Origin of the sequence: Bacillus proteolyticus (assembly GCF_001884065.1) — a bacterium.
In the GTDB taxonomy this organism is placed as follows: Bacteria; Bacillota; Bacilli; order Bacillales; family Bacillaceae_G; genus Bacillus_A; species Bacillus_A proteolyticus.
This window is the reverse complement of sequence record NZ_MACH01000127.1, coordinates 100,719-112,939: the sequence shown is the minus strand read 5'-3', so window position 1 is coordinate 112,939 and position 12,221 is coordinate 100,719. Positions and strand designations below refer to the sequence as shown.

The following is a 12,221-nucleotide window of genomic DNA, read 5'->3' as shown; positions in this document are numbered from 1 at the left end:
TTTTAAATTGAACGAGTAGTTGAATATAAAATAAAAAAAGCCTTCTAAGAAGAAGGCTTTCGGATTGAATAGAGTCTTCTTCTCATCTGTCAAATCTTTCACAATTTGCTGGAATTAGCACCTTATTAACAAATTGTTAATGGTTGCTGAGGCGTCATAGGGCCAGTCCCTCTACCTCTCTAGATAAGAATGTTCGTATGAAATTTTTATTATGTTTTTAACTTTACAACAAAAGTTAATTGAATTGCAACTTTATTTTAAATAATTTTTATTTTTCCGCAAGTGTCATTGACTTTTATATTTGTGCATGCTAAATTTATAAAAAATTAACAAACATTGTTAAAAGGGGAACGTATTTCCTTTTAGCTACATAAATAAAATAATAAAGACAACTCTTATTGAGAGCGGTGGAGGGAAAGGCCCTGTGAAACCCGGCAACCTGCAAACGAAATGTTTGAAACGGTGCTAATACCTGCAAAACGAATGTTTTGCATAATAAGAGGCGGAACAATTATGTCCCCCTCTTCAAAGTGAAGAGGGGGTTTTTATATTGATAGAAATGAGGGAGATTCGTGAAATTACTAGATTTATTATCAAAAGGAATTGTAATAGGTGATGGTGCGGTTGGAACGTTATTACATTCGCATGGTTTACAAAGTAGTTTTGAAGAATTGAATTTGTCTGATCCAGACTTAATTATATCGATTCATAAACAATATGTAGCTGCTGGAGCGGATGTTATCCAGACGAATACGTATGGAGCAAATGAAGCGAAATTACGTATGTATGGCTTAGAGAATCAAGTTGTTCAAATTAATAAAGCAGCAGTGAAGATTGCGAAAGCATCTGTTACAGAAAGAAATGCAATTTTAGGAACAATTGGTGGTATGAAACATATTGGAGCTGTTACAACAACTGATATGGAAAGGGAGTTTATGTTACTTGAGCAGGCAGGTGCTTTACTAGAAGAACAGGTTGATGGATTGCTATTAGAGACTTTCTATGATGAATTTGAATTACTTCATGCTGTTAAGGTGTTACGAAAACAAACGAATATTCCAATTGTAGCCCAATTAGCGTTACATGAGGCAGGTACGACTCAAAATGGAAATGATGTAAATGAAATATTAAAACAGCTCTTAGATTACGGTGCGAATGTTGTTGGATTGAACTGCCAACTAGGACCACTTCATATGACGGAAGCTTTTAAAATGATATCGATTCCTCAAAATGGCTACTTGTCAGCATATCCAAATGCAGGTCTCCCGAATTATGTGGAGGGACGTTACGTATATGAGGGAAGTCCGGCTTATTTCGAAGCGATGACACCGAAATTTATTGAGCAAGGTATTCGGTTATTGGGTGGTTGTTGTGGTACTACTCCAGAACATATTGAAAGTATGAAGCGCGCTATTGCAAATGCTATACCTGTAATAGAAAAGGACACGATTCAAAGACCAAAAGTAGTTCATACACACGAGAAACGTTCGAAATCTCACGTCACTCTAGCAGAGAAAGCAAAGAAACAAACGACAGTTGTAGTGGAACTAGACCCACCGAAAACATTAGACACGCAGCGTTTTTTTGAAGGGGCAAGAGCACTGAAAAGAGCTGGGGCAGATGCTATTACTCTAGCAGATAATTCATTAGCATCGCCTCGCGTTTCGAATATGGCAATGGGTGCGTTATTAACAAAGCATGATATTCCGGTATTGACTCATTTAACGTGTAGAGATCATAACGTCATTGGACTACAATCTCATTTATTAGGTTTATCGGCGTTAGGGATGGAGGAAGTGCTAGCTTTAACTGGTGATCCAGCGCGTGTTGGTGATTTCCCAGGTGCAACTTCTGTATATGATTTGTCTTCTATTGAGCTCATAAAAATGATTAAAGAAATGAACGATGGGCGTTCCATTTTAGGGAAATCAATTGGTCCGGCAACAAGATTTTCTGTCGGCGGTGCGTTTAATCCGCATGTAAGACATTTAAAAGCAGCGGTTAAGCGAATGGAACGGAAAATAGATGCTGGAGCGGAATATTTCTTAACTCAGCCAATTTACGATATAGCGTTAGTTGAGGAAGTGTATGAAGCGACAAAGCATTTGGAACAACCTATCTTTATTGGGATTATGCCGTTAGTAAGTAAGCGGAATGCAGATTTTCTTCATTTTGAAGTGCCTGGTATTACTCTTCCAGAAGAGATAAGACAAAGAATGGATGGACATGAAACGAAAGAGGCGGCTATTGAGGAAGGGATTCGTATTTCACAAGAGTTAATCGATACGGCGATGAAATACTTTAACGGTGTTTATCTTATTACACCATTTTTAAAATATGAAATTACAGAACATCTCGTGAAATATGTAAGAGCAAAGCAAGAAGTGAAAGAGGGTATTAATTGATGAAGTGTATAGAAGAAAGATTACAAAATAGCATTCTAATATTAGATGGTGCAATGGGGACGATGATACAGCAAGAGGACTTAACTGTGGAAGATTTCGGAGGAGAAGAGTACGAAGGGTGTAATGAATATTTAGTAGAAACAAGGCCAGATGTTATTTTAAAGATTCATAAAGCTTATATTGAAGCTGGAGCTGACATCATTGAAACAAATACATTTGGTGCGACGAATATTGTATTAAGTGATTATGAGTTGTCTCATTTAGATGAAGAACTAAATGAAAAGGCAGCACTATTGGCGAAGCAAGCTGTTAAAGAAAGCGGGAAGGAAGTATATGTTGCAGGTGCGATGGGGCCGACAACGAAAGCGATTAGTGTTACAGGAGGAGTTACATTTGAGGAACTGATTGAAGCCTATACAAGGCAGGCGAGAGGGTTATTGAAGGGCGAAATTGATGTACTACTTGTGGAGACGAGTCAAGATATGCGTAATGTGAAAGCTGCGTATATTGGAATTCAAGCAGCTTTTGATGAACTAAATAAAACGGTTCCTATTATGATTTCTGGAACGATTGAACCGATGGGAACGACTTTAGCGGGGCAAACGATAGAAGCCTTTTATTTATCGATAGAGCATATGAAGCCATTATCGGTTGGATTAAACTGTGCGACTGGTCCGGAATTTATGAGGGAACATATTCGTTCCTTATCTGATTTATCGGAGTGTTATATTTCTTGTTATCCAAATGCAGGTCTTCCTGATGAAGATGGACACTATCATGAATCTCCATCTTCTCTCGCGGAAAAAGTAAAGCGATTTGCCGAAGAAGGTTGGGTTAATATTATTGGTGGTTGTTGTGGTACAACACCAGAACATATAAGTGCAATGAAATCCGCGTTAGCATCTCTTAAGCCACGTGAACAACATGAACGAGAAGGGCATGGAGTTAGTGGATTAGAGGCGTTGCAATATGATGATTCTATGAGACCGTTATTTGTTGGAGAAAGGACGAACGTAATTGGATCACGCAAGTTTAAAAGATTAGTAGCAGAAGGGAAATTTGAAGAGGCAGCTGAAGTGGCAAGAGCGCAAGTGAAGAAGAATGCTCATATTATTGATATTTGTATGGCAGACCCTGACCGTGATGAAATAGAAGATATGGAAAGATTCTTGGCAGAAGTTACGAAAGTATTAAAAGTACCGATTATGATTGATTCAACAGATGAAAATGTTATGGCAAGAGCTCTAACTTATATTCAAGGAAAAGGTGTTATCAATTCTATTAATTTAGAAGATGGAGAAGAACGGTTTGAAAAAGTGACACCTCTTCTTCGGAAATACGGTGCTGCTATAGTTGTAGGGACAATTGATGAAGATGGTATGGCAGTTAGTGCAGAAAGAAAGATAGAAATTGCTAAAAGAAGCTATGAGTTACTAACGACGAAGTATGGTATACGTCCATCTGATATTATTTTTGATGCGCTTGTGTTTCCTGTAGGGACAGGTGATGAAGAATATATAGGCTCAGCGGCAGCGACTATAGAAGGAATTCGTCTTATTAAAGAAGCGTTACCAGAATGTTTAACAATTTTAGGGGTGAGTAATATATCATTTGGTTTACCGCCGGCGGGCCGTGAAGTATTAAATTCGGTCTTTCTATATCATGCAACGAAAGCGGGATTAGACTATGCGATTGTCAATACGGAAAAATTGGAGCGCTATGCGTCAATTCCAGAGGAAGAAAAACGTCTTGCAGATGCATTATTATTTGAAACGACGAAAGAGACATTAGAAGAATTTACAAACTTTTATCGTGTTGCTAAAAAGAAAGATGTCGTTATACAAGAAACACTAACGCTTGATGAACGATTAGCAAATTATATTGTAGAAGGTACGAAGCAAGGATTACATGAAGATTTAAGTCTCGCGCTTACAGAAGGACGAAAACCTCTTGATATTATTAATGGTCCACTTATGACAGGAATGGACGAGGTGGGGCGATTATTTAATGGTAATGAACTTATCGTTGCTGAAGTATTGCAAAGTGCTGAAAGTATGAAAGCTGCCGTAAGTTATTTAGAGCCACATATGGAGTCTAGTGATAGCGCGAAAAAAGGGAAAGTATTATTAGCGACTGTAAAAGGTGACGTACATGATATTGGGAAAAATCTCGTTGAAATTATTTTATCAAATAACGGATATGAAATTATTAATTTAGGGATTAATGTTCGTTCGGATCGAATTGTTCAAGAAGTACAAGAGAAGAAGCCTGATATTATTGGTCTTTCTGGTTTGTTAGTAAAATCAGCCCAACAAATGGTAACAACAGCTGAAGATTTAAAAGCGGCAAATATTGATATTCCAATCGTTGTCGGTGGTGCAGCGCTAACGAGAAAATTTACAGATAATCGTATTTCTCCATCATATAAAGGGCTCGTATGCTATGCGAGTGATGCGATGACGGGGCTTGATATTATTAATAAGCTTCAAAAAGAAGAAGAACGTGAGAAGATGAAACAGGATAAAAAAGAACGTCATCTTCATATCGTTAAAAAAGAAGAGAAACAAGTGGAAATTCCAGCAGTAATTGAGCCATTACCGAAGGCGGAGGTTATGATACCTGATTCAACAAAACGAATTGTATTACGCGATATTCCAGTTGCACATCTCGCGCCGTTTTTAAATAGACAAATGCTACTTGGACATCATCTCGGATTAAAAGGAAATGTAAAAAAACTCCTGAAAGAAGGAGATAGAAGAGCGCACGAATTAAATGATTTAATCGATGAATTATTACAAGAAGGACAATCTTGGTTACGCCCGAAAGCAGTGTATCAATTTTTCTCAGCGCAAAGCGACGGACAAAACATTGTAATATATGATCCAGAAGATCATACGCGTATTATAGAGCGTTTCACATTCCCTAGACAAGGAAAGGCCCCATACCGTACTTTAGGTGATTATTTACGGCCGATTGGAGATGAAATGGATTATGTTGCTTTCTTATCTGTTACTGTTGGGGAAGGAGTTCGGGACATCGCTGAAGAGTGGAAGGCGAAGGGTGATTATTTACGCAGTCATGCCATTCAATCGTTAGCGCTTGAATTAGCAGAAGGACTTGCTGAAAAAACACATATGCTCATTCGTGATCGTTGGGGCATTCCAGACTCACCTGAACTGACGATGGAAGAACGTTTCCGTACAAAATATAGAGGCATTCGCGTGTCATTTGGTTATCCAGCATGTCCAGAACTTGCTGACCAGGAAAAATTGTTTCGCTTAATTCATCCAGAAGAAATAGGTATTTCATTAACAGAAGGATTTATGATGGAGCCAGAAGCGTCTGTAACGGCTATGGTATTTTCTCACCCTGAGGCAAGGTATTTTAGTGTACTATAGTGTAGAAGGGGGAGACGTATGAAAAAAATAGTCTTTACAGGTGGCGGTTCGGCAGGGCATGTAACACCTAATTTAGCCATTATTCCACATTTACAAAAGCAGAACTGGGATATCTCTTATATTGGTTCTCATCAAGGGATTGAGAAAACGATTATAGAAAAAGAAGGAATACCTTACTATAGTATTGCAAGCGGGAAGCTACGTCGTTATTTTGATTTGAAAAATATAAAAGATCCTTTTCTCGTAATGAAGGGTGTTATGGATGCGTATGTAACAATTCGTAAACTAAAACCGGATGTTATTTTTTCAAAAGGTGGTTTCGTATCTGTACCAGTCGTAATTGGGGGATGGTTAAATAGGGTGCCAGTTTTACTACATGAATCTGATATGACACCTGGACTAGCAAATAAAATTGCGCTCCGTTTTGCCTCGAAAATATTTGTTACATTTGAAGAAGCTGCGAAGCACTTACCAAAAGAGAAAGTAGTATATACAGGATCGCCTGTACGTGAAGACGTAGTAAGCGGAAATCGTGAAAGAGGTTTAGAGTTTCTAGGGTTTTCACGTAAAAAGCCGGTTATTACGATCATGGGAGGAAGTTTAGGCGCGAAGAAAATTAATGAAACAGTTCGAGAGGCGTTGTCAGAACTTCTTAAAAAGTATCAAATTGTTCATCTCTGCGGAAAAGGTAATCTCGATGAAAGTTTACAAAATAAAGAAGGATATAGACAGTTTGAATATGTACATGGGGAGTTGCCAGACATATTAGCGGCAACAGATTTTGTTATTTCGCGTGCGGGTTCCAATGCAATTTTTGAGTTTTTAACATTGCAAAAGCCAATGGTTTTAATTCCGTTATCGAAATTTGCAAGCCGTGGAGACCAAATTTTAAATGCGGAATCCTTTAAAAGACAAGGGTATGCATCGGTATTATATGAAGAGGATGTAACGGTGAACGCGCTTATAAAGCATATAGAGGAGCTATCTCATAATAATGAGACGTATAAAACAGCATTAAAAAAATATAATGGAAAAGAAGCAATTAAAACTATCATTCAACATATTTCAGAGGCATGATTATATAATCATGCCTTTTTTAATAGGATGAAAGATTCCAAGAATTGATATATTTATGTTACAATAACAAATGGTTAGTAGGGAAATTCCAATTGATTAAGCGTGAAAATACGAATGGATTAGGAGTGACTGTGTTGGAGCTAAGTCTCTATGAAAATACTGCACTTATTATATGCTTTGTGTTGTACGTTGGTAGTGTTATTGTTTATATTTCACGGAAATTTTCACAAGAACGAGAGCTTGAAAAATCAGAGATAACAGCTGAATTAGAAATGTTAGCTGATGAAAGTTATAAAAAACAAAAAATAAAAGAAGACCATGAAGCACCCCATCATTTAAACGCAAATAAGTTCTAAAGATGGGGATTTTTTTTGCGGTCTTCCTTAATTATTTCTACAACCATTAACGCTAAAAAGGAGTTTCCCCATACGTATTTAAAGGGTGGACATAAATGAAATTTTATATTGCCTCGGGATTTCAAAATAAGCATCTTGTACGTTTCGTATCAAGCCAGTTGAAAGAAGAAGGATGGCATCATACATATGATTGGACGAAAAATGAAAGAGCAACTAATAGAGAACAATTGCAAAAAATTGGTGAAGAAGAACAAAAAGCGATTCGAGAAGCAGATGTCTTTTTACTTATATTAGATGGCGGAAATGGAAGTCATACAGAGTTTGGAATGGCGATTGCGTTAGAGAAAAAGATATATGTATATCATGAAGGAAACCCGCTGCAAACAACGTTTTATCATTTACCGGAGATAAATATTTTTGAAGGAGATGCAGCCGAGTTTGCATCTTATGTTATGAAGTATATGGAATAATAGTAATTACCTAAAGGTTATAAAAGTGATCTTTTGGGTACAGTGATGATAAGTAAAGTATATAAAGGAGTTATACATATGAAATTAGAAAATGGATGGGAAACAAGTTTTTTAGAAGTTGTACAAAACAGTGAATTTAAGAAAGGTGCGCTTCTTAGCCAATTGCTTTTTGCAGATAGTGAAGAAGTGGAAGAGCTTACTGATGATTACGGATATGAAGAGATTATTGAACGCGAACATGATGATGAATTAGCAGAAGTTTTAGGCGAAGAATTGTTCAGTGAGATGGAGCGATACGTATTCTTAGCTTCACAGCCAGAAGAAAAGCTGATTTCATTCGTAAATGGATTAGGTTTTCATGTGTTAGATTGGATCGTACTTCTTGAAACAGAATTTGGTGTTGATAGTGCAAACTTTACATCAGATGCTGTGAAGATGTTAGAAAAGCGTTTCAGACAGTTTCCATACATAGAGGATAAGACGATTTTTGATATGACGTTTGGAGAAGCGATGGATGTATTAGAATCCATTACAGGATTACAACTGAAGGAAAAGATGAACGTATAATGAAAAAAGAACGTGAGGATATCACGTTCTTTTTTTTACATAATAATAATTTTATCATCTAGCTTTGTTTGTCCAGTAAGAAGTGCATTTAAATACTCTACTTTTCGTATGCAAGCTTGTATATGTCTTTCAACCTCTTGTAACTCTGCTTGGTGATGTGTTTCAATTGGATGAATTTGCACGTTAAATTTTTCGAATTGACTACTATATGTTATTTTTGCATAGCCGCTCATAATATCGGTTTCGTTATGAAATAAGAATTGCTTCGTTTCTTCACAGAATGATACATCCTGAAAGCCATATACTTTTAATGCTTCAATTACTTTTTTAATCATGTTTGTATTCATTTTTTAACCCTCTTTACGAAGTTCTACTTTTATATTATAACATAAAAAATTACACAGAAAGCGCTTCCAAGTGTATTTTATTATAAACTTTACGTTTCAATCATAAAAATGAAACAAAGAAAAAATAATTGTAAAGAAGGAAGGACTCTTTTATTGTTTCGTCATATATATAGAGAAATAGTGCAATGAAAGGAAATTTTTCGAGGTGGAGATTGTATTTCCAATTTGAGCGCAGTAAAAGAGGTGAGAATCTTGAACTTTGATATTGTAGGACAAAAAGCATATATAAAAGACGGACCGTATCGGAACCGAATTGGAACTGTAAAGAAAAGCGAAAAACAATTAGAATCCCACTTTGCTATTGTAATTGGAGAACAAAGTATTGATGTAGAGCTAAAGGATATCGTGTTAGTTGGAGTAGACGTAGGACAATTTCATACATGGTGCGAGCAAAATGGTTATTTGTGAAAGGGACGGGCTGTGAGATAATGAAATATATTTGAGAAAAAGAGAATATGTTATTGTATTCTCTTTTTCTACGTTTAAGGAGGCGGAAATGAAATATAAAGCACAGGAGCTTACATTGGAGTTGAAAGAGAAGATTCAATGTATGGAGAATGAAATAGAGCGAATATCACTTGAACTTTTTAAAGAGTATTCATATTTATACATAGAGAAAAACATGGAACTATCTATGGAACTTGTTAAAGATAAAGAGCATCCTTTTGAGGTGGGTTATTATTCATCAGTTGCCATAGCTATATTAGATGAAGAAAAAGAGATGATTGGATTTTATAATATTCCAATTTGGAAATGCGAAAATATTTTTTTAGGAATGCCAATTCAATCGAGGATTTTGGGGAGTAAGAAAATAGGGGAACTTGTTGATGAATCTTATTATGAGATTGAGGAAGAGTTAAAAGAGCAACTAGAAGAATACTTGGAGTGATAATTTTCAAGATAAGATGTATAGAGATGGAACATAATAAAAAAGACGCTAACAGTATAAATTGTTAGCGTCCTTTTTTATTATGAAGCAATCTCACCAGTTTTTACCTCGTCTTGATTGTACGTATCGTGATCTAATTCTCCAAGCCATTTACTAGAAATAAGACCTGCTGTCATAGAACCACTTACGTTAAGAGCTGTACGCCCCATATCGATTAATGGCTCAACTGAGATAACTAGAGCGACAATACCGATTGGTAAGTTCATTGTAGATAATACGATTAATGCTGCGAATGTTGCACCGCCACCAACGCCGGCAACACCGAATGAGCTAATAGCAACGACAGCGATTAAAGTTAAAATAAATTGTGGTTGTAATGGATCAATTCCTACAGTTGGAGCGACCATCATAGCAAGCATTGCTGGGTAAATACCTGCGCAACCGTTTTGACCGATAGATACCCCGAATGAAGCTGCGAAGTTTGCAATTCCTTCAGAAATACCAAGCTTTTCTTTTTGTGCTTCAATATTTAATGGCATTGCACCAGCACTAGAGCGAGATGTGAATGCAAATGTTAATACAGGGAACACCTTTTTCAAATATTGAATTGGATTTAAACCAGATAGAGCAATTAATAATAAGTGAATAACGAACATTACGATAAGTGCTACGTAAGACGCTAACACGAAGTTACCAAGCTTTAAAATAGCATTTATATCGCTACCAGCAACTGTTTTTGCCATAAGAGCTAATACGCCGTATGGAGTAAGGCGTAAAATTAACGTTACCATACGCATTACGATTGCATATACAGCATCAAGCATCTTCTTAAATAGCTCTGCTTGTTCTGGATATTTTCGTTTTACACCGATAAAGGCAATACCGATAAAGGCTGCAAATATTACGACAGAAATTGTTGATGTTGGACGAGCACCTGTTAAATCAAGAAACGGATTTGTAGGTAACAATTCTAATAATTTGTCTGGAATTGTTGTCTTTTCAATAGAAGTAAATCTTTCTTCTACTAATTTCAGACGAGCAGATTCTGCATCACCTTGTTGTAAACCTGTTGCTGATACATCAAATCCTGCGCTTGCAGCTATACCGACAGCTGCGGCAATTCCTGTAGTAAGAATTAAAATTCCGATAATAAGACCACTGATTTTACCAAGGTTTTTCGTTAATTGTAATTTTGTAAATGCTGAAATAATAGATACTAAAATAAGTGGCATAACAATCATTTGAAGCAATTTTACATAACCGTTACCAATTAAACCAAACCAGTTATTTGAGTCGATAATTACTTTAGAAGTAGGCTCATAAATAAATTGTAATATAAGACCGAAGATAATTCCGACTCCTAAAGCAGTAAATACACGTTTATTAAAAGATACATGCTTACGTTGCATATAATACAATACGCCAACTAAAATGAGCATGACTGCAACGTTAATTCCGACAAGCAGTGTATTCATGTTGATTCCCCCTAATTCCAATCTGTTATATAGAATATAAGGTAATAAAACCTATAAGTCAACTAGGGAATTACGGAATTAAAAAAAGATGGCAATTTGCCATCTCTTAATGCCCAGCTCCAGGGACAAGTAAAAATGTTGTGTACCATGTAAATCCGATGAAGAAAACGGTTAAATATGCCCCGAATACGTATATATACATACGCTCTGTTAATTTTAAATAACTTAAAAGTACGAAGAATCCTGTTTGTCCTAAAAATAGTAGTGCGGTCGAATGCATATCCCCTACGTAAAACATAACCGAGAAAATTCCAGTCCAAAAGCCGAGAACGCGAAACATGCGCTCCATGCCATCTCCCTCCTTTTCTAAAAAAAGTAAAACCTCTTTTCATTATAGTTTATTTTTCTAACTATTGTAAATATTCATTCATATAAAAGAAAGAAGCCAATTATAATATTGACTTCTTCTTAGTTGAAAAACTAAATTTGAACCTTATAGTTACAAGATTTGCATCCATCTAGTAGACTATTGTTCCGTGTTAATTCCACGTCCGGGAATAGGATTTCAAATATCCCCTTCATCATATCTCCGTGCATATTACAAATTTCAGTCGGATGATGCGCAGCAACTTCTTTAAATGGACAATTGTGTACATCATAGAAAATTTTTGTACCATCCGTACTTATTTCAAAAGCAGGAGATAAACCAGCTGTTGAGAATGCTTCTTTTGCGATTTGCATTTTTTGTTCTATCGTCAATGCTTCTGCACTTACATTTAAGCGATGCATATGTTGTTGCATTAATTCTTTGCCGAATTGTTTCCCTGTTTCATATAGCGCTTTTTCACCAGCGCTACCTAGGCTTAGCAGTGAATTAAATGCTATCTGTGCTAATAATTGATAATCGCGAAATGGGAATTGTAACTGGATGACATCTTGAGACAAGACGTATAGTCTGCTTGGTCTTCCGCCTTTCCCAGTTTTTTTTGTTTCTGATTTGAGCATATTAACATCTTCTAATTTAGATAAATGTAAACGAGCTACGTTTGGATGAATGTCAAACTCATCTGCGATTTCTTGTACAGTTACGTAACTATGCTTTTGAGAAATATATTTATAAATGTAATAACGAGTAGGGTCAGATAACACACCTGTAATTTTTAAAGCTTGTTCCATT

General features: G+C 36.2%; 12 protein-coding genes and 2 riboswitches. Of the genes, 8 read left to right on the top strand and 4 right to left on the bottom strand.

Features of this window, described 5'->3' with window-relative positions:
* Positions 1–79 precede the first annotated feature (79 nt).
* Positions 80–190: riboswitch (SAM riboswitch) on the bottom strand.
* A 202-nt stretch (positions 191–392) separates the two neighbouring features.
* Positions 393–502: riboswitch (SAM riboswitch) on the top strand.
* A gap of 70 nt (positions 503–572) precedes the next feature.
* The 6 genes from BAQ49_RS22705 to BAQ49_RS22680 all read left to right on the top strand — a co-directional run bounded on the left by BAQ49_RS22705 (position 573) and on the right by BAQ49_RS22680 (position 8,273).
* Positions 573–2,405 carry a bifunctional homocysteine S-methyltransferase/methylenetetrahydrofolate reductase gene (locus BAQ49_RS22705; RefSeq protein WP_071747144.1) on the top strand — a complete coding sequence of 611 codons (1,833 nt, stop codon included), beginning with the start codon at positions 573–575 and terminating at the stop codon, positions 2,403–2,405.
* Complete coding sequence (gene metH / locus BAQ49_RS22700) at positions 2,405–5,803, top strand: methionine synthase (protein ID WP_071747143.1); 3,399 nt, start codon at positions 2,405–2,407, stop codon at positions 5,801–5,803. The genes BAQ49_RS22705 and metH overlap by 1 nt, the downstream gene beginning before the upstream one ends.
* A gap of 18 nt (positions 5,804–5,821) precedes the next feature.
* On the top strand, positions 5,822–6,880 hold the full coding sequence (locus tag BAQ49_RS22695) for an undecaprenyldiphospho-muramoylpentapeptide beta-N-acetylglucosaminyltransferase (protein ID WP_071747142.1): 1,059 nt from the start codon (positions 5,822–5,824) through the stop codon (positions 6,878–6,880).
* Between the two features lie 95 nt (positions 6,881–6,975).
* Positions 6,976–7,236, top strand: a complete 261-nt coding sequence (locus BAQ49_RS22690; RefSeq protein WP_083596079.1) for a DUF3966 domain-containing protein — start codon at positions 6,976–6,978, stop codon at positions 7,234–7,236.
* 95 nt (positions 7,237–7,331) lie between these two features.
* On the top strand, positions 7,332–7,706 hold the full coding sequence (locus BAQ49_RS22685; protein ID WP_071747141.1) for a nucleoside 2-deoxyribosyltransferase: 375 nt from the start codon (positions 7,332–7,334) through the stop codon (positions 7,704–7,706).
* A 78-nt stretch (positions 7,707–7,784) separates the two neighbouring features.
* Positions 7,785–8,273, top strand: coding sequence for a hypothetical protein (locus BAQ49_RS22680; RefSeq protein WP_071747140.1), 489 nt, complete (start codon positions 7,785–7,787; stop codon positions 8,271–8,273).
* 35 nt (positions 8,274–8,308) lie between these two features.
* Here BAQ49_RS22680 and BAQ49_RS22675 read toward each other — a convergent pair whose 3' ends face one another.
* Positions 8,309–8,620: a hypothetical protein gene (locus BAQ49_RS22675; RefSeq protein WP_001095549.1), complete on the bottom strand. Its 312-nt coding sequence runs from the start codon at positions 8,618–8,620 to the stop codon at positions 8,309–8,311.
* 252 nt (positions 8,621–8,872) lie between these two features.
* Between BAQ49_RS22675 and BAQ49_RS22670 the strand changes: the two genes are divergently transcribed.
* Together BAQ49_RS22670 and BAQ49_RS22665 are read left to right on the top strand one after the other, a co-directional pair.
* Entirely contained in the window at positions 8,873–9,088 is a 216-nt protein-coding gene (locus tag BAQ49_RS22670) for a DUF3912 family protein (protein ID WP_071747139.1), read from the top strand.
* Positions 9,089–9,176: 88 nt separating this feature from the next.
* Positions 9,177–9,569 (top strand): hypothetical protein, encoded by a 393-nt coding sequence (locus BAQ49_RS22665; RefSeq protein WP_071747138.1) that lies wholly within the window; start codon positions 9,177–9,179, stop codon positions 9,567–9,569.
* A gap of 80 nt (positions 9,570–9,649) precedes the next feature.
* Here BAQ49_RS22665 and BAQ49_RS22660 read toward each other — a convergent pair whose 3' ends face one another.
* The 3 genes from BAQ49_RS22660 to BAQ49_RS22650 all read right to left on the bottom strand — a co-directional run bounded on the left by BAQ49_RS22660 (position 9,650) and on the right by BAQ49_RS22650 (position 12,220).
* A complete protein-coding gene (locus BAQ49_RS22660) occupies positions 9,650–11,044 on the bottom strand; it encodes an L-cystine transporter (RefSeq protein WP_071747137.1) in 1,395 nt (464 codons plus the stop codon).
* 106 nt (positions 11,045–11,150) lie between these two features.
* Complete coding sequence (locus BAQ49_RS22655; protein ID WP_002015110.1) at positions 11,151–11,393, bottom strand: DUF2626 domain-containing protein; 243 nt, start codon at positions 11,391–11,393, stop codon at positions 11,151–11,153.
* A gap of 131 nt (positions 11,394–11,524) precedes the next feature.
* Entirely contained in the window at positions 11,525–12,220 is a 696-nt protein-coding gene (locus tag BAQ49_RS22650; RefSeq protein WP_071747136.1) for a helix-turn-helix transcriptional regulator, read from the bottom strand.
* Position 12,221 lies beyond the last annotated feature (1 nt).

Excerpts from the sequence above, each read along its gene's own strand:
- metH (WP_071747143.1), top strand. The coding sequence starts at position 2,405 with ATGAAGTGTATAGAAGAAAGATTACAAAATAGCATTCTAATATTAGAT.
- BAQ49_RS22695 (WP_071747142.1), top strand. The coding sequence starts at position 5,822 with ATGAAAAAAATAGTCTTTACAGGTGGCGGTTCGGCAGGGCATGTAACA.
- BAQ49_RS22685 (WP_071747141.1), top strand. The coding sequence starts at position 7,332 with ATGAAATTTTATATTGCCTCGGGATTTCAAAATAAGCATCTTGTACGT.
- BAQ49_RS22680 (WP_071747140.1), top strand. The coding sequence starts at position 7,785 with ATGAAATTAGAAAATGGATGGGAAACAAGTTTTTTAGAAGTTGTACAA.
- BAQ49_RS22675 (WP_001095549.1), bottom strand. The coding sequence starts at position 8,620 with ATGAATACAAACATGATTAAAAAAGTAATTGAAGCATTAAAAGTATAT.
- BAQ49_RS22665 (WP_071747138.1), top strand. The coding sequence starts at position 9,177 with ATGAAATATAAAGCACAGGAGCTTACATTGGAGTTGAAAGAGAAGATT.
- BAQ49_RS22660 (WP_071747137.1), bottom strand. The coding sequence starts at position 11,044 with ATGAATACACTGCTTGTCGGAATTAACGTTGCAGTCATGCTCATTTTA.
- BAQ49_RS22655 (WP_002015110.1), bottom strand. The coding sequence starts at position 11,393 with ATGGAGCGCATGTTTCGCGTTCTCGGCTTTTGGACTGGAATTTTCTCG.
- BAQ49_RS22650 (WP_071747136.1), bottom strand. The coding sequence starts at position 12,220 with ATGGAACAAGCTTTAAAAATTACAGGTGTGTTATCTGACCCTACTCGT.